Genomic DNA, 20,754 nt, shown 5'->3' on the forward strand with positions numbered 1-20,754 from the left:
AGATGACGATTAACCGCCAGTGGAGTTGACACATCGGTGTGCTAAAAACACCCAACCCCGCTAGCCTATTGGTCCTGCCTCCTGAGATTACGTTTCAGCCTATATGAGGTTCACACGTTTGTGTGTCCTGGCTGCCATGTTTGGCTTGAACATTTTACGTGGCAAAGCAACGATTCTCGCCACAACCTGCTATGTTCAGTTTTCAAAGAGCGTCTTTCAAGAACATTATACCATGCAAACTTATGTTCGTAAATACAAAAAAGCAATTCACCTCCCATCTACTCATTGGGGTTCACCCTGCATATTCCAACGTACAAATGTTTTCAATGGGACGAGTAATCGCAGTCCCAGGATGTACTAGTGCAGGCGTTGCAACAACTCTTTTCGATGGGGTGAGTAATCGCAACCCCAGGACGTTGCGACGTTAGCCTGCCTTGAGGTTGGGAATCCTCTCGCCTAATTATGATAGAACTGAGTAGTTGACAAAAAACCAATTGGTCAATTATAATATGTCAGTGACTTAATAGTACTAATTTGACTTAGTGGTCATATGTATGGAAGAAAGCTAACGGTAATATAATCTAGTTGATTTTAGGAAACAGGGATATCAGAAAGCAAAAAGTGGAAGAGATGTATTTTAAAAAGGGGATAAATAATGGATAAAAAAGAAGAAATTATGCAATCCGCAATTCATCTTTTTTCTAAAAAAGGATATGCTGCTACATCGGTTCAGGAAATTGCTAATGACTGCAGAATTTCCAAAGGGACATTATATAATTTTTTTGATTCAAAAGAAGATTTATTGATACAGGTAATCCGTCACAATCACCGGAAAATGCTGGAGCAGGCTGAAAATCTCAATCTGGATGCCTCCCTGCCTCCAAAAGAAAAGCTGATTCAAAAGGTGGTTGTACAGTTTGACGGGATTCGTGAAAATAAAGATTACTTGAGTATGTTACTGACTGCATTGCCTCCACATGACAATCCGAAAATTTCTTTGCTTATGAAACGAATCCGAATCACGATGATGAATTGGTATAAGGATTGCTTTATGGAGGCTTATGGAAGCCAAGTAGAGCCGTACATCTGGGACCTGGCACTGATGTTTCAGGGGACATTAAAAGAGTATACTTCCTTGATTTTTCGAGATCACAAGGAGCTTGATTTTGAAGATGTTGCCCGTTTTGTTGTGGAGCGGTTTGATACGATTGTGCAGCATACAACAGAGGCAGAACCTGTGTTGACACCTTTGGAAATGAAAGAATACGAGGCTTTTCAAGCAGACCTGGAACCGAAATCTCCAGAACAGCAAATCAATCAGCTTTTGGAAGAACTGGAGAAGAAAATAAAGAAATCGGCGCTGTATGATGAGGAAAAAGAAGAGTATGCTGCAGCCGTACAATCTTTACAAGCAGAAATCCATGAAAAGAAACCCAGAACGTTTTTGGTTAAATCATTACTTTTGTTTTTAGCTGAGATAGAAGAATGTCAGCCGCTTGTGCACCGGATAGAAGTATTTTTAAAAACATTGCAGACCGTGTAGCCGTTTTTAAAAACGAAGTAGATAAGAAGAAAGGATTGGAATGTGATTTTTTTAACATTCTTTTTCTTTTGTGATGCGGAATAAGTGAAGCTGTATCTTCCAGATCAATGACTGGAATTAGTTGAAAAAAGAATTGTAAAAGAAATAGGAGATGAGAAAGTATTATGGCTGAATCAACAATGAACAATATAAAAAAGGGGCCCATTCTTGCTGTTATCATTTTGGGCGCATTTGTATCGCTCTTGAATCAGACATTGATGAATGTAGCATTGCCTTCAATAATGGAGGATTTAGATATTGTAGAAAGTACAGCACAATGGATTACGACAGGGTTTATGCTGGTTAATGGGGTGCTTATTCCGATTACGGCATTTTTAATGGAGAAATTTTCAACAAGACAGCTGTTTTTAACAGCAATTAGCTTATTTGCGCTGGGAACATTAATTTGCGGGATTGCACCAGATTTCCCTATATTGATGGCGGGACGTATTATTCAGGCAGTCGGCGCAGGGATTATAATGCCGCTATTAACAACCGTGGTTCTGGCACTGTTTCCGGTTGAAAAACGCGGAGGAGCGATGGGGATTATTGGTATTGCGATTATCTTCGCGCCAGCGGTCGGTCCGACGTTATCCGGTTTTGTAGTAGAACATTACTCATGGAGATTACTATTCTATATCATTTTCCCAATTGCTGTTTTAACAATTATTCTTGGAGCTATTTTCTTGAAAAATGTTACAAAACAGACCTTCCCGGATATTGATGTGATAGCAGTTATTCTATCTACCCTTGGGTTTGGCGGTATTTTATACGGCTTCAGTACAGCGGGTACAAACGGATGGACAGATGCAACAGTAATCACAGGATTAGTTGTCGGCTTTGTTGGATTAATTTTATTTGTGTTACGTGAATTAAAGGCAGATGTCCCTATGTTGGATTTCCGAGTGTTCAAGGACCGTATTTTTTCTCTGACCACGGTGATTAATATAGCAATTACGGTAGCTATGTTTGCTCCAATGCTGCTGATTCCGCTATATTTACAAAATGTCTTAGGTGTCAGCCCGATGAACTCCGGTTTGATGTTGATGCCGGGAGCGGTAGTAATGGGGATTATGTCGCCGATCACTGGTAAGGTGTTTGATCGAATTGGTGCACGTCCGCTTGCTGTTTTCGGTTTAGCGATAACTGTCGTAACAACCTATTTATTTACACAGCTTACCGATACAACAAGCTATTCGTACCTGATTGTCATTTACACCATTCGTATGTTCGGCATGTCTATGATTATGATGCCTATTATGACGGCTGGATTAAATCAGCTGCCGCAAAGGCTTCATCCGCATGGCACGGCTATGGTTAACACAGTCCGTTCTGTAGCAGGAGCCATAGGTACGGCATTTTTAGTAACAGTTATGACGAACCAGGCTAAAAACAGTATAGAAGGTATTATTGCAGATAACCATTTTAATCCTGCAAACCAGCAGGATATGCTGCATGCAGCTAACCTTGCGCAAGTTCAGGGAATCAATGATGCCTTTATGGTATCTACGGTATTTGCAGTTATCGGGTTGATTTTATCATTCTTTATTAAACGCGGCAGAACAACGCAGGAGGAAAATCCAGAGTTGCAACAGGATAATCTTGTACAGGAAAAAGCATAATCTAAATAAAACCAGGGTGCTGTTCGAAAAATGAACAGCACCCTGGTTTTATTTAGGAAAAAATGTTTCTTAATATAAAAGAATTTTCGTCATAAAAAAATGGATAAGATAATTATCCAATCCATTTTAGAAGCTATATGTATTTTTTGTTTTTCCTGCATAAAGGGTTACAAAAATACTTGTAATACTTAAAATCGTTCCGATGATTGCTGTAATCGTAACGGCCGCACCCGTCGATGCAAAAAAGCTTCCCAAAATAAGCCCGGTAAAAGAAATGGCAATCAAGGCTTGATAAATTGCTGAAATAGTTCTTACCACCACATGATGGAAGAATGATAAAAGAAGGGGCGGTAAAAATAACACGACGACCATCCCTATGGAAATAAATAAACCGCCAAGATCATCATAGGAAATGGTATTGGGACCTGTCGGCTGCCGCGCAGCTAATAAAATACAGACGATTGCACTCAATAATGTCAGAGCAATCATCAAAATCTTTTTAGACATGGTAAAACTCCTTTCTCTGTTTTAATATAACATATTTTTTAAAAAATTCGATGGTTCAGCCTCGGTTGATTTTTGTTAAATAATGGAAAATCTTAGCAGAGAAAATAATTATTAAAACGCATTGCCCAGCAGGACTGCTATAAACCTTTATCCAGAAAAAATGTAAAAATCTTTCACCAAAAGGGATAAAAATGTAATGCAAAGGAAAGGTATCTATATATTCATTCAAATGATGACATATTAGGAGGAGATAAAAAATGGATCAGAACCTTTCTTACGGAGCGGATTATAAATATATTCCGGCCACGTCTGTGAACAGCGGTGCAGGTACAGAAGTTTTGTCAGACATCTATTGTCATACTATCCAAATTGTTAATATTTGTTTCGTGCAAGATCCAGAAACAAAAAGCTTTGTGTTGATTGACGCGGGTATGCCGAAATCAGCGGATAAAATTATGGCTGTGACAGAGGAACGCTTCGGCAAGAACAGCAGGCCAAAAGCAATTATTTTAACACATGGTCATTTTGATCATGTAGGGGGACTGGTTAATTTAGTGAAGCATTGGAATGTCCCTGTCTACGCCCATAAGCTGGAGCTTCCATTCCTGACTGGAAAAAAGAGTTATCCCGAGCCGGATCCGAGTGTGGAGGGCGGGCTGGTTGCTAAAGCTTCTTCCATGTTTCCTAATGAGCCCATTGACATTGGAAGCAGTATAGCGGAGCTTCCGGCTGATGGAAGTGTGCCGGAGATGCCTGGCTGGAAATGGATACACACCCCAGGACACTCTCCGGGACATATTTCCTTATATAGAGAATCCGATCGAATACTGATTGCTGGAGATGCTTTTATTACTGTGAAACAGGATTCCTTATATAAAGTAATGGTACAGGACAGAGAAATACACGGACCGCCGAGATATTTTACAACAGATTGGGAAGCAGCAAAGAAATCGGTTCAAACGCTGGAAGCCTTAAAACCAGCAATAGCAATAACGGGGCACGGAGAACCGATGTACGAGGAGGAACTGTCTGAAGGACTGAAGAAATTAGTAAAAACATTTGATCAGACAGCTGTTCCTGATTTCGGGAGATATGTGGACGATGAACAGTAATAGCGCAGAGGGCTAATTAGAGAATGAAATACGGTTATTAAAAAAAGGTTGCTGGATTATATAATTCAGCAATCTTTTTATATGATCACGCCATCTTTCTGGCTGAACAAAAAGCAGTATAGCTCGAATTTGAAAATATACAACAGTGTCGTTATAATAAAATAAACGACACTGTTGTATATTTTAATGATTGTAACCGAGGTGATTCGATGCCTAAAGTAAGTGAGGCTTATAAGGAAGAAAAGATAAGGAACTTGGTTCAAGCTGCGAAAAAGGTCTTTATCAAGAAAGGTTATGTGCAAACATCGATGCAGGATATCATGGATGAAGCAGGTATATCAAGGGGAGCAATGTACCGTTATTTTAATAATCTGGAGCATGTTTTTTTGGAAGTGTTGAGAGAAGACGACCAAAAAGATGTGGCGTTTTTTGAAGTCTCAAATGACGAACAGATTTGGCCGCAGATTCAGCGATGGCTGGAAATGCAGCAGCAGGTTATTGAAAATATCAATCAGTCTTTGCTTCAGGCAAAAGCCGAATTCTTTTTAACCTCGCAACAGCATAAAGATGATTTTTCTTATGTATCCCAGCGTTACGATGAAATAACAGAAGCGATAGAAGAAGTACTGATGCTTGGCGAACAAAAGAAAGAATTTCAGCTGCAGCAGTCACCAGAGCGAATTTCCAGATATATGATTTCTTTTTTGAATGGACTGATGCTCGATACTTTTCAGCTGGGGATGAAACAAACAAAAGTACAGGAACAATTATCCATTCTGTGCTTTACTTTGGAAAAATTACTATATAAGGAGTGATTGCATGTTATTTGAATCTGCAAGGCTTAGATTGAGAAAGATGACCAAAGAGGATACAGAGCTTTATCATAAATGGAGAAATGATGTAGAGGTCATGCATTCAACCAGTCCTGCTTTAGATGTATATCCAATAAAAGCTACCGAGGATTTTGTAGAGTATGCTATTTTAAAATCGGACACGTCAAAAGGGTATATGATGGTTGATAAGCAAAAGGATACGGCTATTGGGATTGTCTCTCTCATTCACATGGATCATAAAAACCGGAACGCAGAATGTATTATTGATATTGGTGAGAAAGCATATTGGGGAAAGGGCTACGGGGCAGAAGGGATGGAATTGCTGCTTGATTATGCTTTTCTTGAACTGAATCTGCACCGGATATCCTTACGGGTGTTTTCCTTTAATCAGCGGGCAATTCATCTATATAAGAAGCTTGGTTTTGAATTGGAAGGGAAAAGCAGAGAGGCTCTATTTCGGGACGGGAAGTGGTACGATATGATTCATATGGGAATTTTGCAAAGAGAGTATTTTGAGAGAAAAAAGATAGTGTAGCCGTTCGTTAAAAAATCAGGAGCGAGAAACTGGAAGTCTGCTCCTGGTTTTTAATTGTTTTTATAATTGAGGCGGCTGCTCAACTGGCTGGTAGATAGAAGCTATCGTCTGAATAGCATAATCCGGTGCGGCCATTAATGGGTAATAGCCTTTTTTTGTCATATACTGCCAAACCTCGTAAGCATGGTGATTGCTGTTCAAAAAGGCATGTTCCAAAAACGTTCTTAAATCCGGGTTAGCGCATTCTACAGAAGCATTACCATAATTTTTTGCAGAACTCTTCTGATTAAGCAGATAAGCTGTAGCAATTTCACGGTCGGTATGCTGCTGTACTTCTGTTCGCGGCGTTGCAGCAGGAAATTCTGAAATGGGAGCCTGCGTGTAGGATGCTAACATCGGATTTATTTGAGCAGGCTGAAATTTTGTAATATCCGGTGTTGTTTCGCTTTGAACAAATTCTACTTTTAGATTATAGTCTTGTACATGTAACGGGAAGTGCCTTTGTAATAATTCCTTCAATTCAGGGTCTTGGGCTTGATTAATAAAGCCTGCCATGCAAGATATTGTATTATAACACCCTGCAATCAGCTCGCTTAGCTCATGTAATTCATGAGAGGCTAACTTCATGGGAATCACTCCTTATTATTTTCCTATTTCTCTTATGCTTTGCCGTTAGACTTAATTTATACTTTCAGGCGTTGACGGGAAAAACTTGCAAAAATGATAAGGCCGACATAGTTTTTTATTTGTTTTTGTCTTTTTTAGCATAAAATTCTTCACTTACTTCTGTTTGCAAGCTATCCGAATTAATGTGGTTCTCCTCTCCATCTACATGATCAAACACAAAATTACGCAAATATCGATGATAAAAAAGTTCACTTATTGTAATTAGAAAAGCAGCTATTAATGCCGCTCCATCCACAGAAAGTGCATTGTCATACAGTAAAGCGCCAATTCCCCAGATGCCGATATAAGCAAGTGCAAAATCACCTACTGCAGCTGCTATGCTCCCTATTCTGGGAAGAATCAGCATATCACCTGCAAATGCAACGGCAGTTAAAATCAAACTGGTTATCATCAAGCTGCTGAAAGAAATTTGAAAAAGCAAACCTAAAGTGACCCATAATATTCCTGTTGTCAGAACTAATTTAATGAAGAATGCTAAAACGTATTTCATCTAATCACCTTCCTTTCCATTTTTATTATCAGAGTCTCATTCATCAGAAAAAATCTCCTGCTCAATGAAGTTCGCCTTTATTAATAACTGTATTTTGCTCTCTAATCCTAGTGTTTATGCAGTAACTCGGTATATTTCATAACAAGTACAGCTTATTTGTCTCAGTCAAAGTGTTTCTTTTATTGTGATTCAGTTGGTTTAGAATTCGCTCGAACGTGGTATATTAAACCAATTCATTTTGTACGCTGTCATTTTTGGCGGAATTTTCTTAACTTTGATGCGTCATTTTTTGATTTTTTAGTACCCCTTCTTTTACAATTATCGACTTGCTGATTATCGGAATATTAATTTTGTTGGAATTGAAAACTATAGACCGGCAGACTCCTGCTATATAACGGTTTTGATTATGTGAATGATTCGATATCGGTTTTCGTGCGTGTGCTTTCATCAAGGTCATCTTATGGTCAGTGCATCAACTGGATAAATTCTCCTGTATTACTTTTTTCTGCGAATAAAGTGTAAGAAGGGATTTGAAAAACGACAATGCTATAAAAATTGATATAATAGATTAGAAAGTCTTGAAAAATAGCAGGAGTAATCGACATAAATTTTATAAAATTACAATACATTACATTTGAAAGTCAGTTTAGTCACGCAGATTACAAATAGAATAAAAAAAAGGATTTTTCCTAGTAACACTTATTTTTTTTGTTAAAATGTCTAACGTGTTGTCAAAGTGTGTCTAAACATGACAGCTGATGATTGCGAAATGAAATTCTGCGATTTTCATGATTTGATGAATGATAAAGGAAGGGTATAGTTATGTTATTGATTCCAATTGTGCTCGTTATTGTACTGGTTATCGGTATCATGGAGTGGAATTCGCATAAAAAGCATGTGAATGCTTTGCCGATTCGGGTGAATGTGAATGGAATCCGTGGGAAATCAACAGTAACGCGGCTGATTACAGGTATTATTAAAGAAGCGGGGTATAAGACCATCGGGAAAACGACTGGTACTTCAGCAAGGATGATTTACTGGAATACGCCGGAGGAAGAGCCTATTGTCCGACGTCCTGAGGGTCCGAATATCCGTGAACAGAAAATCGTTGTGAAAAAAGCAGCCGATTTGGGCGCCGAGGCGTTGGTAAGTGAGTGTATGGCGGTTAACCCGGATTATCAAATTGTTTTTCAGGAGAAGCTGCTCCAAGCGAATATTGGTGTAATTGTTAATGTGCTGGAAGACCATATGGACGTGATGGGACCGACATTAGATGAGATTGCCGAAGCCTTTACAGCGACGATTCCGCATAATGGGCATTTAATTATCTCTGAAGGTCCTTATGTAGAGTATTTTAAACAAGAAGCAGCGAAAAGAAACACGAAAGTGATTGTGGCCGATAACAGCAAAATTCCGGATGCATATTTACGCAAATTCGATTATATGATTTTCCCGGAAAATGCTTCGCTCGCTTTAGCAGTTGCGGAAGCATTGGATATTGATGAAGAAACAGCATTTCGCGGAATGCTTAAGGCGCAGCCGGATCCGGGCGCGATGTGGATTAAGCAGGTGAGCCATGAAGGTTCCGAAACTTATTTCGTTAACGGTTTTGCGGCCAATGACTCTGTTTCTACCATTAACATTTGGAAGAATGTAGCGTCATTAGGGTATCCGGCGAAGAACCCGATTATCGTAATGAACTGCCGGGCAGACCGTGTGGACCGGACCATTCAATTTGTGGATGATGTATTGCCGCACCTGCCGATGCATGTGCTTGTATTGATTGGGGAGAAGGCCGACCCGATTAAGAATGCTGTGAAATCTGGCAAACTGGAAGTTAATCAAGTAATGGATCTTCAAGGGAAATCAACGGATGAAATCTATGAAACATTAATCGAGATATCTTCAGATAATATGATTTATGGAATAGGGAATATCCACGGTGCTGCCGAACCATTAGTTGAAAAATTCCATGCCGGCACAGAAACAGAGAAATAGGAGGATCATAGAATGTTTGGCTCAGATTTATATATTGCACTCGTGCTTGGAGTTATTCTAAGCTTACTTTTTTCAGAGAAAACCGGCATTGTCCCGGCTGGACTGGTTGTGCCTGGATATTTAGCACTGGTTTTTGACCAGCCTATCTTTATTGCCGTTATTTTTGGTATCAGTCTTTTAACATATGTTATTGTGACATACGGACTTTCACGCATTGTCCTGCTCTATGGACGCAGAAAATTTGCTGCTATGTTATCCGTAGGGATTGTGTTGAAGCTGCTCCTCGATTATACCTATCCGGTGCTCCCGTTTGAAATATTGGAGTTTAGAGGGATTGGGGTTATTGTACCCGGTCTTATCGCCAATACCATTCAAAAACAAGGAGCCATTATTACTATCGGAAGTTCGCTTCTATTAGGTGGACTTACTTTTGTTATTTTAAGCGTTTATTACATCATATAGGAAGGGTTAATATGTCTAAAAAATTAACATATCAAGAAAAAATATTACGGATGGGGAAACGTCATAAAAAATCTGCCGGTAAACATGTAGCCATCGGTTTAGCTATTGTTGTTGTCTTCATTATCGGACATAAAATCTTCTTTTCACCAGATGTAGCACAGGTTGACAGCAGAGATGATTCAGAGCTGACAGCTACTTTTGTCGGTGACATCATGTTTGGCCGTCACGTGGAAGATGTGACAGAGAGATACGGAGTAACCTATCCATTTGAAAAAGTGAAGCCTTTCTTTGACAATGCGGATTATGTGTCTGGTAATTTTGAGAATCCGATTTTATTGCAAGATGAAGATAATTATGAGCAAATAGATAAACGAATTCATCTACATACGGGTGAAGAGGCAGCTCAAGCTTTAGCAGAAATGAATTTTACCATGCTCAATCTGGCTAATAACCATATGATGGATTATGGCGCAGAAGGACTGACTGATACGATTTCGGCACTTGATAGTGCAGGTTTAGCCCATGTTGGTGCCGGGGAAAATGTAGAAGAAGCAACTGCTGTTGATTATCAGGACGTGAATGGAATAAGAATTGCAACACTTGGTTATACAGATGCGCTTGTAGAGGGCTTCTCAGCGCTCGGTTACCGGGCAGGCGTAGCCCGTTCGTTGCCGGATAATATTTTCCCAATGATTGAAGAAGCGAAGCAGGAAGCAGACCTTGTTTTTGTGAACATGCATTGGGGGGTTGAATATGATAATCAGCCGCACCCGAGACAGACCGAGTTAGCAAGGGCAATGATTGATGCCGGCGCAGATGCTATTATTGGACATCACTCGCACGTGTTATCAGAAGTGGAAAAATATAAAGATGGTGTTATTTTTTACGGGCTTGGCAACTTTGTTTTTGACCAGGGCTGGTCCAGGACAAAGGATAGTGCGATTGTACAGTATGATCTATTAAGCGACGGGACAGGCAGGTTTGAGATTACGCCGCTGCGTATAGATGGAGCACAGCCTTATGTAACAGAAAACAAATACAATCAAATGAAAATTCATATGCAATTAATGAATAATCAGCCGGAAGAGAATTTTGAAAAAGAAGATGGGAAGCTGATTCTGGAAGTGGATCATTCTGATGTTTTAGAAGGAAGGAGTTTTGATAATGGGCAATAAAAAACTTATGATTATACTGGGAGTTATTGTCGTAGCAGGGCTGGTATTTGTTTATGCTCAGCAAGGAATGTTTGAATCGGATACGACAACGACTGATTATGGTGTCGAACAATCGGAGACAATCAATTCGTCAGAAGGATATGGTGTGAGCGCTTCGCATCCATTAGCAGTAGAAGCAGGGAATAAAGTATTGGAAGAAGGCGGGAACGCAGCAGATGCGGCAGTAGTCGTTTCCTACGTGCTTGGCGTTGTAGAGCCCTATGGTTCAGGCATCGGCGGCGGCGGAGAGATGCTGGTCTACCCGCATGATGCAGAGGAGCCTACCGTTTATGAGTACCGTGAAACGGCACCAGAATCAGGTGTAGAACCGGAAACCTTTGCTATTCCAGGTTTAGTAAGGGGGATGGAGGATCTCAATAAGGATTTAGGTACGATGGACATGCAGGACTTGATCCAGCCGGCAATTGACTATGCGGAGGAAGGATTTCAAGTTGACGGCCATTTGGTAGACAGGCTTAGTAAAGGCTCTTACCGGATGAATGTTCCAGAGCTGGAACAATTTTTCCCGGATAATGACATATTAGAAGCAGGCGATACATTGGTACAGCCTGAATTAGCGGAAACATTACAGCAAATTCAGGAAGGCGGAGCAGATGCTTTTTATAATGGACCAATTGCAGATCAAATCTTAGAACATGAGGAAACATTAACAGCAGAAGATTTAAGCAGTTATACTGCAGAAACAACCGAAGCTGCGCATGGCACCTTTGCCGGATATGATGTATATTCTGCGCCGCCTCCGTTAGCAGGGGTTACATTGATTCAGTCTCTGCAAATGGCAGAGCAGTTAAATATCGGGTCGACGGAGAATAATCAAAGAGATTATATGCATCTGATTGGAGAAATTTCCAAACGGTCCTATGATGACCGTGTTGAAAATGTGGGGGACAGATTCTTTACGGACGCCATGTCTGCTGATGAACTGACATCACCTGAGCATACACAGCAGATGGCCGACACGATTTCACTCGATGAATTATCCGAGGACTATGAAGTGAATGATTCGGTATCCGATGAAGAAGACCACGATAATACGACACATTTTGTCATTGTCGATCGAGATGGTACAATGGTATCAGCAACGCATACCTTAGGGAATTTCTTTGGCTCCGGTGACGATGTAGGCGGGTTTTTCATGAATAATCAAATGGAAAACTTCAGTCAAAGGGATGAATCATTAAATAGTATTGAGCCAGGAAAAACACCAAGAAGCTTCACGAGTCCAACCATTTTGACAAATGGTGACCGGATGATTGGTATTGGCTCGCCAGGCGGTAAAAGGATACCGATGGTAATGACACAAGTGCTCGTAAAATATTTGATGTTTGATGAAACACTTGAAGATGCCGTCGAGGATGATAGATTCTATATTGAAGATAATGATATTTTCACAGAAGGCGAGTTAGATACCGATATTCAATCAGGTCTGAGGGCCCGAGGCTATGAAATCTACAATCAAACGGAACACGATTTTTATGGAGGAATTCAGGCACTTGTTATCGATGATGAATCTAATTCTATTTATGGTGTGGCAGATAACCGGAGAAACGGTATAGTGCAAGTCAATGATTAATCTAACAGGAGGAAGGTAAAGTGAAGAAAATAATAACTGGCATTACGCCAATTTTGCTGCTTGTTCTTGCTTTAACATTCATGACCAATTACAAACAATGGGACGACCTGTCTGACACAGAACGATATCAAATTCGAAATTATGTTGCGGATGCTGAAGCGGCAGATTCCGAGTCTGCTGATGCTCCGGAAGAAGAACAGGCTGAAAATAACGTTGCCAACGCAAATAATGACGAAAATGATGAAGAGCAAAATGAAGAAGAACAAGATGATGAGCAAAATGAAGATAACAATACGGACACTTCTGAAGCTGAGGAATAAAATGATAGAAAAAGAGGTTCATATATTGAACCTCTTTTTTATATGCGCAATGAGTAATTCATCATATTCGTTTTATGTATTTTAAAAGTGAGGTTTATTCGGGCAATCAGAAGGTGGGTGTTAATAAATTATATCTTTTTTTCTTTAAAAGGATATTCAGAGAGTGTTAACTTATATTTACCATCAGAAAGCAGTTTTTCGCCTTTTCGGAAAGAATAAATATAAAAGGAAATGTATAGATATACATTTATTGTGTTTTATAGTATGATAGAAAATATTTTCTTTTTGGGAGGAACGAATGATATGGCATTATTTTTTACATATGTGATAGCAGGACTTGCTATTGCAATGCCAGTGGGAGCGATTACCGTTGAAATGATAAAGCAGGGGCTTAAAAATGGGTTTATGCATGGCTGGGCTGTGGGGTTAGGCGGAATGACAATCGATTTTGTTTTGATTGCTGCGCTTTATTTAGGTTTAGCATCTATTCTGCAATTACCTTTTATACAAATCCCTATGTGGCTGATTGGCGCAGTCTTTTTATTTCTGATTGGTTATGAATCGATTAAAAATGCTGATAATGATATTACATTGGCAGGGGAAAAACCGGCTAAATCCATACGCTCCTCCTACCGAAATGGATTCCTTGTGGCTATTTCGCCAGGAAACGTTGTATTTTGGCTGAGTGTTTTTGGAGCTGTTTTAAGTAACACATATAATCCAGAGCAGCCATCCAATTTCTTACTTATTGCTGCTGGGATTTTAACAGGAATTTTACTGCATGATATCGGTTTGCTGGCGATTGTAGCTACAACGCGGAAAGTAATGAACCGGGCAATGATCAAAGGATTTTCTATTATTGCCGGTATCGTACTAATTGGTTTTTCCGGGTATTTTGTTTATGAATTTTTTAAGGTTATAACCGATAGGATTTAAGTCAGCGGCTGACCTAATTAAACTATATAGATAGCGGAATTATTGTACTTAAAGCTGAATTGCATCGTAAAGAAAGTCATTTTTGATTCACAGGCTTTCTTTTTTTAAGAATAGGAAAGTATATAAAAATGCTGAATATAGCCGCTCCAACGGGGTTCATGGGGGTGAGTAAAAATATATTCCACTTTCCATGGACCCCGAGATCATCTCCTTTAAAGAAGACTTGCCGACAGGCGCAGACAGAAGCATAGTCGCACTTATGCCCCGAGGGTATAAAAAGAAGTACGCTCTTTTCTGCGGGGTCTTCCCCCTGGGATAGCGATTACTCGCCCATCAAAACCGTCTCTAGAATTAGCTTCAATTTTTTGTAAGAAATCAAATGATACATATTTCTTCTTAGATGGAAGCGGAGGGAAGTCGACTCCTGCGGGAAAAGCAACAGGTGAAGATCCCGCAGAAAGGGCTTTTCTTTCGAGGAGGCTAAGCCGTTGCCCACGGAAAGCCACTTCCCGGAGCGGACATCTCTTCGGCGAGAACACAGATGTTTTAAAGACCAAGCAGTATTCTCGGTTTTTCTTAGGATTTCAAAATTACAGGTCTGCCAATTGTATAAAAACGCTTATAACAATAGTTATCTTATGACATTGCATGTGGCTTGCAGATTAATCCTTTGAATCAAGTATTATCCAGACAGTCAGATACGAGAGAAACCCTATAATAAGACTGCCTCCCAGCATGCCGATAACCATGGTTTGAAAGGTTTTGATATCTGTAACGAACAAACCGACTCCGAAGCACAGAAAAAGAAGAACAATCCATAAGGAGATCAGCATTTTAAAGGTAATCAGACTGGCTTTTTTGGAGATTAACTCCTCCCGTTCATCTTGCGTGCTGAATTCTCCTTTTCGAGTGCTATAGCCTTCATTATGCTTTTTCTTCCCGTACCAAAATCGGGCAATGCCAAAAATAACTAGCCAGCCTAAAAATAAAAACCAAAAAATGCCGAATTCAAAGGAAAAAGAAAAAGGGCCTTTATTTACAGTAGCAGTTAGAACCGTTTGTATCATTCCCAAGGTCAGGAGCAATATCATAATGATATTCCCCGTTTGTTCAAATATAATTTTCTTCATAGCAGGATCACTCCTCATCTAAATAAAAAATAACGTTAATATCTGTTTCCAGTACTTTTGCTATCTGTAATGCCAACAATAAAGAAGGCGTATAATTGCCCTTTTCCAAAGAAACAATCGTTTTTCTGGATACATTGACCTTATTTGCCAACGCTTCCTGTGTCATCTTTTTTTGCTTTCTAAATGTCTGCACCTTATTGATAACGATCATGACATCTCTCTTCTCTTTAGTGATGTGAAGTTGACTTCTCATTTTATGTTATCAAAAGAAAAATGAGAAGTCAACTTCACATTTTTAATGTGTCTTTATTGCAATAAAACAGCTTATTTGTTCGTGCTGATATAGTTTTACTTTATGTATCGATTTTCTATCTTTTAAGAGGGAGTTCAAAATTCTAGCAAATGACAGGATGCTTGATCTTCTTGCCTCGTATAGAGTACTTTTTTTATAAACATTTTAATTGCAAGGTTAGACAAAACGAAGATGATTTGATATTGTCATAAAAGTGACAATCAAATAGGTGTACGACTGCAAAAAATAATGTATATTGGTACTGTATTTAAATTTTTGTTACAAAGTTACTTTTTGTAATTTCAGGCTGAGCAAAATGACATTTTTATGTTATATTTACCTAGATAGGAGAGATGTTTATATGAAAAAATCGCCATTAAAAGTAATCGTAACGATAACATTAATTGTTGTTGCGCTGTTGGTGTTACTGGTTGTGCTCGTAAACCGGGACTCAGAATCTTTTGGAAGGGAATTTGATGAAGCACCTTCCACAGAAGGACAGCCAATCTATGGAGACTCAGACGCTCCAGTAACTGTCGTCGAATTTGGAGATTATAAATGCCCTGGGTGTAAAGCATGGGACGAAACTATTTTTCCACAATTGGAAGCGGACTATATAGATAATGGAGACGTGCAATTTTCATATGTCAATATATTGTTCCATGGAGAAGAGTCACGATTAGCTTCATTAGCTGCAGAAGCTGTCTATGTGCAGAACCCTGATGCGTATTGGGATTTCCATCATGCTCTGTTTGATGACCAGCCAGAAAATCAGCAAGCCACATGGGTAACCAACGATAAAATAGAGGAAATTGCTGATGGGGTTGAGGGAATTGATACGGAAGCATTAATGGAAGATATTGAAGAGGCGTTGGCGGAGGATGTAGAAAATAATCCACTTATGGATGAACTTGTAATAGATGATAATTTAAGAAATCAGTATGAAGTGGAATCAACGCCGACGATTATGGTTAATAATGTTAAGATAGAGGATGACGATACGTTTGATTACGAGGTTATCCAAGCAGCTATTGACGAAGCGTTAGGTGAATAAGATGAATAAACTGGATATGAGACAGCTATATATGTATTTTGCCTGGGTCGTTTCTTTAGTAGCCACCTTAGGAAGTCTTTATTTTAGTGAAATAAAAGGGTTTATACCGTGTGAATTATGCTGGTATCAGCGGATTGCAATGTATCCTTTGGCATTTATCCTTGGAGTAGCTACGTTCAAGCAGGAATTTACAATCAAAAAGTATGTACTGCCCATTGCCATTATCGGCTGGTGTATTTCGCTGTATCATTATCTTCAGCAAAAAGTACCGGGGTTTGCCCCGTTAAAGCCATGTGTTGGCGGTGTGCCTTGTAATGCAGAATATATTAATTGGTTCGGTTTTATGACGATACCATTTTTAGCTTTCACTGCTTTCACTCTAATTATTATTTTTATGCTGCTTATGAAATCGAATAAAAAGTAAGAAACAGCCGCCGGAAAATTTTTCGGCGGCTGTTTTATGTGAAAAAGCGCAATATCATACAAGAAAATACAGAGATGATTTGTTAGTTTAGAAGAAGGTAAAGAGGTGCAAGGAGGGAGCAGTGAGCATGGCAGATGAAACGCGAACGATTTATTTAGATCCGGATTTAGAAGCGGAAGCATATCGTTTTAAAGGAATCACCACAAAAGTTTCCGGCGCATTTTCATGATTACTATGTAATTGGCTTTATCGAGGAGGGAGAGCGGGAGTTAATCTGCCAGGGAGAAGAATATGTTATTCAGCCGGGCGATGTACTTATTTTCAACCCGTACGATACCCACAGCTGTGAGCAGGTAGATGGAGGAACATTGGATTACCGCTGTATTAATGTAAAAGCGGAAGTGATGAAGAAAGCTGTGTTTGAAATGAAGGGAGAGGAGGTTCTTCCACGTTTTAAAGAAAATGTTTTGTATAAGAATGAAGTAGCATCTGCTTTAAAAGACCTTCATCTAAAAATGACGGAGGGAGAGGATGCATTCCCAAAAGAAGAGCTGTTTCTCTATTTAGTGGAAGAGCTTATTGAGATAAATTCAGATCTGGCAATCCCGCAAAAAGAAGTGGAATCCTCCCAAAAGGTGCAGGAAATCAGCAATTATTTAGAAAAGCATTATGCTGAAAAAATTTCATTACAAGCGTTAAGCGGTTTAACAGGATGGAGTAAATATTATTTATTGCGGTCCTTTACCAGACAAAAGGGAATTTCTCCTTACAGCTATTTGGAAACAATTCGGGTGAATCATGCAAAAAGGCTGTTAGAACAAGGAGTGAAGCCGATTGAAGTAGCTTTCCTGACGGGGTTCAGTGATCAAAGCCATTTGACCAGGTTTTTTAAGAGCATGATTGGATTAACACCGAAGCAATATATGAAGATTTTTGAACGGAACGGAGAGATATAATGCATTCGATGGAAACGAAATGTGTACTTGTTATCGATGAAAATCTGCCTTTAGGATTAATTGCCAATACGGCAGCTATTCTCGGGGTCACACTTGGAAAGGAAGCCCCTGAAATGGCAGGGGAGAATGTAACGGATTTATCTGGTGTGGAGCATGCAGGAATTGTAAAAACACCTATTCCTATTTTAAAGGGAAATGCCGGACTGCTTCATGAATTAAGAGATAAAACAATGACAGAGACGTTTGCTGACCTGACTGTTGTTGATTTTTCCAATGCAGCGCAAAGCTGTAAAACGTATGTGGAATACATAGCAAAGCTTCAGGAGAAATCGAAATCAGATTATCTGTATTATGGACTGGGGATCTATGGAGAAAAGAAAAAAGTGAATCAATTAACAGGCAGTCTTGCGTTACTAAGATAGCTGAAAGGAACATGTGGGATGGATAATTTACTGGCATATATCCTGATGGCGTTGATAATGTCCATGCTGCCGGGGACTGATACGGTATTGGTGATGAAAAATACCTTCCGTTATGGTGCAAAGGCTGGCTGTGCTACCATACTCGGGATAGCATTTGGACTCACCTTCTGGACCATGATTGCTGTCTTTGGACTGTCTGTTGTGATTGCCCAGTCAGTTTTTCTTTTCAATATCATTAAATATCTTGGAGCTGCTTATCTCATTTACTTGGGTATCCGTGCTTTCTTTTCAAGAGATACTTTCTCTATGGAAGCTGTATCAGAGAAAAATGATAATAGGAAAACAGCAAAACCTTATTATAAAGATTCTTTTTTTCAGGGGGCCATCAGTAATATATTGAATCCGAAAACGGTTGTAGTATACATCACTTTTATGCCGCAATTTATAGATATAAGCGGGAACGTCAATCAGCAGCTGATTTTTCTTGGATGTATCTTAACGCTGATAGCGTCAGGCTGGTTTTTTATGCTGGTTTATTTTTTAGATACGATGAAGCGTTGGCTGAAAAAGCCTGGATTTCAAAAGGTTTTTCAAAAATGTGCCGGGCTGCTATTAATGGGTTTTGGCGTAAAGCTGGTTATTTAGAACTTTTTCTGCAGAAAGAGAGATTTTCCTTTGATAGACTTCCAGATTTTAATGTGTTTGCGATTTCATCTCCAAAAAATAGAAATGCTTGATATATACAAAACAAAAGATTTAAAATATTTGGGGACAGAAATGAATTTATCCTGTCGAATATGTTATGATGGAATATAATCCAGACACGAGATTGGATATTGGACAGAAATGGTAAAGGAGTCAAAGGAGAATGACAGAAAAAGAATTAGAAATTTTGAGAATTATAGAAGAAGATGCGCGAATTGATTACAATACATTAGCGAAAATGACAAATATAAGTGAAGAAGAAATTCAAACGATTTTAAAAAAATTAGAGAAAATGAAGGTTATCTTAAACTATTCTGCAGTGGTGGATTGGAGCAAGGTGCCACAGGCTGAACAGGTAACAGCGATGATCGATGTGAAGGTAACTCCAAAACGCGGCGTGGGATTTGATGAGGTTGCAGAGCGTATTTATCGCTTTTCTGAGGTGCAGGCCTTATACCTTATGTCCGGTGCATACGATCTTCAGGTAGTGATTGAAGGAAAGACGATGCAGGAGATTGCCCGCTTTGTTTCAGAAAAACTCTCATCCATCGATTCTGTGATTTCAACGACAACCCATTTTCAGTTGAAGAAGTATAAGCACGACGGAATTATTTTTGAAGAAGGCGAAGAAGATCGCAGAATTGTGGTGACACCATGAGTCAAGTAAGTGTAAAAACGAAAAATCGTTTATCATCACGTATCCAGGATATTAAGCCATCCGGCATCCGAAGATTTTTTGACTTAGCTTCTTCGATGGATAATATTATTTCTTTAGGTGTCGGAGAGCCTGATTTTACAACACCATGGAATATTCGTGAGGCAAGTATTTCATCGATGGAAAGGGGATTTACTGCTTATTCAGCGAATGCCGGTGTACTTGAATTAAGACAGGAAATAACAAAATATATGGACCAGCGCTTTGAAGTGGATTATGATCCGGAAACAGAGGTGCTTGTAACTGTCGGGGCAAGTGAAGCAATCGATATTGGCTGCCGTGCTATTCTAGATCCGGGGGATGAAGTCATTATTGTCGAGCCTGGATTTGTATCCTATGCGCCGCTTGTATCCATGGCAGGAGGTGTGCCGGTTTCGGTAGGAACAAAAATAGAAGATGATTTTAAAGTCTCCGCGGAACAGATTCGGGCGGTGCTCACAGAAAAAACAAAGGCGTTAATGATCAGTTTCCCGAATAACCCTACTGGTGCAGTGATGTTAAAAGAAGATTTACAGGAAATAGCAACGTTAGCAGAAGAGCATGATTTGATTGTCTTTTCTGATGAGATTTATGCAGAATTAAGCTATGATCACAAGCATGTCAGCTTTGCGGCGCTGGATGGGATGAAGGAGAGAACGATTTTAATTTCCGGATTTTCTAAAGCTTTTGCAATGACAGGCTGGCGCTTAGGCTTTGTGATGGCACCACCTGATTTATTGGCGGCAATGCTGAAGCTGCATCAATACAGCTTAATGTGCGCACCGACAATGGCACAGTATGGAGCGTTAGAGGCTTTGAAGAGCGGGATGGACGATGTGGAAAGAATGACGCAGTCTTATAAACAGAGACGCGGATTTTTTGTAGAGTCTTTCGCAGAGATGGGCTTAGCCTGCCATATGCCTGGAGGCGCGTTTTATGCATTTCCGTCTATTAAAGCGACGGGATTATCCTCTGAAGAATTTGCGGAGAAATTATTATATGAAGAGCATGTTGCTGTGGTGCCGGGGGATATCTTTGGTGCTGGCGGAGAGGGGCACATCCGTTGCTCCTATGCGACTTCGATGGAAAACCTGCAGGAAGCTACGAAGCGAATGAATCGTTTTGTTAGTAAATATTTGTAATCAAAAACCCGCGTATTGTTTTTCATTTAAAACAATACGCGGG

The 20,754-nt window shown here is 39.6% G+C and carries 22 protein-coding genes and 1 pseudogene; 18 read left to right on the forward strand and 5 right to left on the reverse strand.

Annotated features, from left to right (window positions below):
* Positions 1–655 precede the first annotated feature (655 nt).
* Together ACFO3P_RS10175 and ACFO3P_RS10180 are read left to right on the forward strand one after the other, a co-directional pair.
* Positions 656–1,543, forward strand: coding sequence for a TetR/AcrR family transcriptional regulator (locus tag ACFO3P_RS10175; protein WP_193064994.1), 888 nt, complete (start codon positions 656–658; stop codon positions 1,541–1,543).
* A 164-nt stretch (positions 1,544–1,707) separates the two neighbouring features.
* Complete coding sequence (locus ACFO3P_RS10180) at positions 1,708–3,204, forward strand: DHA2 family efflux MFS transporter permease subunit (RefSeq protein WP_042532862.1); 1,497 nt, start codon at positions 1,708–1,710, stop codon at positions 3,202–3,204.
* A 126-nt stretch (positions 3,205–3,330) separates the two neighbouring features.
* Here ACFO3P_RS10180 and ACFO3P_RS10185 read toward each other — a convergent pair whose 3' ends face one another.
* On the reverse strand, positions 3,331–3,711 hold the full coding sequence (locus tag ACFO3P_RS10185; RefSeq protein WP_042532863.1) for a hypothetical protein: 381 nt from the start codon (positions 3,709–3,711) through the stop codon (positions 3,331–3,333).
* Between the two features lie 257 nt (positions 3,712–3,968).
* Here ACFO3P_RS10185 and ACFO3P_RS10190 point away from each other — a divergent pair, with 257 nt between their 5' ends.
* From ACFO3P_RS10190 to ACFO3P_RS10200, 3 genes are all read left to right on the forward strand, one after another.
* Complete coding sequence (locus ACFO3P_RS10190; protein ID WP_193064993.1) at positions 3,969–4,823, forward strand: MBL fold metallo-hydrolase; 855 nt, start codon at positions 3,969–3,971, stop codon at positions 4,821–4,823.
* Positions 4,824–5,032: 209 nt separating this feature from the next.
* A complete protein-coding gene (locus ACFO3P_RS10195; protein ID WP_042532866.1) occupies positions 5,033–5,638 on the forward strand; it encodes a TetR/AcrR family transcriptional regulator in 606 nt (201 codons plus the stop codon).
* A 4-nt stretch (positions 5,639–5,642) separates the two neighbouring features.
* Positions 5,643–6,191, forward strand: a complete 549-nt coding sequence (locus ACFO3P_RS10200; RefSeq protein WP_042532867.1) for a GNAT family N-acetyltransferase — start codon at positions 5,643–5,645, stop codon at positions 6,189–6,191.
* A 60-nt stretch (positions 6,192–6,251) separates the two neighbouring features.
* Here ACFO3P_RS10200 and ACFO3P_RS10205 read toward each other — a convergent pair whose 3' ends face one another.
* Both ACFO3P_RS10205 and ACFO3P_RS10210 read right to left on the reverse strand, forming a co-directional pair.
* Positions 6,252–6,818, reverse strand: coding sequence for a spore coat protein (locus ACFO3P_RS10205; protein ID WP_193064992.1), 567 nt, complete (start codon positions 6,816–6,818; stop codon positions 6,252–6,254).
* A 115-nt stretch (positions 6,819–6,933) separates the two neighbouring features.
* Complete coding sequence (locus ACFO3P_RS10210; protein WP_042532871.1) at positions 6,934–7,368, reverse strand: YndM family protein; 435 nt, start codon at positions 7,366–7,368, stop codon at positions 6,934–6,936.
* Between the two features lie 822 nt (positions 7,369–8,190).
* On the opposite strand from ACFO3P_RS10210, the gene pgsB reads away from it, so the two are divergent.
* From pgsB to ACFO3P_RS10240, 6 genes are all read left to right on the forward strand, one after another.
* Positions 8,191–9,366, forward strand: a complete 1,176-nt coding sequence (gene pgsB, locus ACFO3P_RS10215; protein WP_193064991.1) for a poly-gamma-glutamate synthase PgsB — start codon at positions 8,191–8,193, stop codon at positions 9,364–9,366.
* Positions 9,367–9,378: 12 nt separating this feature from the next.
* Positions 9,379–9,828, forward strand: a complete 450-nt coding sequence (gene pgsC, locus ACFO3P_RS10220; RefSeq protein ID WP_042532875.1) for a poly-gamma-glutamate biosynthesis protein PgsC — start codon at positions 9,379–9,381, stop codon at positions 9,826–9,828.
* A gap of 11 nt (positions 9,829–9,839) precedes the next feature.
* Positions 9,840–11,003: a CapA family protein gene (locus tag ACFO3P_RS10225; RefSeq protein WP_193064990.1), complete on the forward strand. Its 1,164-nt coding sequence runs from the start codon at positions 9,840–9,842 to the stop codon at positions 11,001–11,003.
* Complete coding sequence (locus ACFO3P_RS10230; protein WP_193064989.1) at positions 10,993–12,636, forward strand: gamma-glutamyltransferase family protein; 1,644 nt, start codon at positions 10,993–10,995, stop codon at positions 12,634–12,636. The genes ACFO3P_RS10225 and ACFO3P_RS10230 overlap by 11 nt, the downstream gene beginning before the upstream one ends.
* Positions 12,637–12,656: 20 nt before the next feature.
* The gene (locus tag ACFO3P_RS10235) at positions 12,657–12,956 is read left to right on the forward strand and encodes a hypothetical protein (RefSeq protein WP_042532880.1); all 300 of its coding nucleotides are present in this window, start codon (positions 12,657–12,659) and stop codon (positions 12,954–12,956) included.
* A 303-nt stretch (positions 12,957–13,259) separates the two neighbouring features.
* Positions 13,260–13,892 carry a LysE family translocator gene (locus ACFO3P_RS10240; RefSeq protein ID WP_193064988.1) on the forward strand — a complete coding sequence of 211 codons (633 nt, stop codon included), beginning with the start codon at positions 13,260–13,262 and terminating at the stop codon, positions 13,890–13,892.
* 662 nt (positions 13,893–14,554) lie between these two features.
* Here the strand turns inward: ACFO3P_RS10240 and ACFO3P_RS10245 are convergent.
* Positions 14,555–15,022 carry a DUF2178 domain-containing protein gene (locus ACFO3P_RS10245; protein WP_052485013.1) on the reverse strand — a complete coding sequence of 156 codons (468 nt, stop codon included), beginning with the start codon at positions 15,020–15,022 and terminating at the stop codon, positions 14,555–14,557.
* Positions 15,023–15,029: 7 nt separating this feature from the next.
* Positions 15,030–15,233: a helix-turn-helix transcriptional regulator gene (locus ACFO3P_RS10250; RefSeq protein WP_042532882.1), complete on the reverse strand. Its 204-nt coding sequence runs from the start codon at positions 15,231–15,233 to the stop codon at positions 15,030–15,032.
* Positions 15,234–15,675: 442 nt separating this feature from the next.
* On the opposite strand from ACFO3P_RS10250, the gene ACFO3P_RS10255 reads away from it, so the two are divergent.
* From ACFO3P_RS10255 to ACFO3P_RS10285, 7 genes and pseudogenes are all read left to right on the forward strand, one after another.
* Positions 15,676–16,368, forward strand: coding sequence for a thioredoxin domain-containing protein (locus ACFO3P_RS10255; RefSeq protein ID WP_042532884.1), 693 nt, complete (start codon positions 15,676–15,678; stop codon positions 16,366–16,368).
* Between the two features lies 1 nt (position 16,369).
* The gene (locus tag ACFO3P_RS10260) at positions 16,370–16,792 is read left to right on the forward strand and encodes a disulfide oxidoreductase (RefSeq protein WP_193064987.1); all 423 of its coding nucleotides are present in this window, start codon (positions 16,370–16,372) and stop codon (positions 16,790–16,792) included.
* A 127-nt stretch (positions 16,793–16,919) separates the two neighbouring features.
* Positions 16,920–17,748: pseudogene (locus ACFO3P_RS10265) on the forward strand (AraC family ligand binding domain-containing protein).
* Positions 17,748–18,170, forward strand: coding sequence for a DUF2000 domain-containing protein (locus ACFO3P_RS10270; protein WP_042532890.1), 423 nt, complete (start codon positions 17,748–17,750; stop codon positions 18,168–18,170). Before ACFO3P_RS10265 ends, ACFO3P_RS10270 begins: the two are co-directional and overlap by 1 nt.
* Positions 18,171–18,188: 18 nt before the next feature.
* Positions 18,189–18,815, forward strand: coding sequence for a LysE family translocator (locus ACFO3P_RS10275; protein ID WP_042532892.1), 627 nt, complete (start codon positions 18,189–18,191; stop codon positions 18,813–18,815).
* A 223-nt stretch (positions 18,816–19,038) separates the two neighbouring features.
* Positions 19,039–19,533: an Lrp/AsnC family transcriptional regulator gene (locus ACFO3P_RS10280; protein ID WP_042532894.1), complete on the forward strand. Its 495-nt coding sequence runs from the start codon at positions 19,039–19,041 to the stop codon at positions 19,531–19,533.
* Positions 19,530–20,711, forward strand: coding sequence for an aminotransferase (locus tag ACFO3P_RS10285; RefSeq protein ID WP_193064986.1), 1,182 nt, complete (start codon positions 19,530–19,532; stop codon positions 20,709–20,711). The genes ACFO3P_RS10280 and ACFO3P_RS10285 overlap by 4 nt, the downstream gene beginning before the upstream one ends.
* Positions 20,712–20,754: the final 43 nt, after the last annotated feature.

This window comes from Oceanobacillus aidingensis (assembly GCF_042654105.1).
GTDB lineage: Bacteria > Bacillota > Bacilli > Bacillales > Amphibacillaceae > Oceanobacillus > Oceanobacillus oncorhynchi.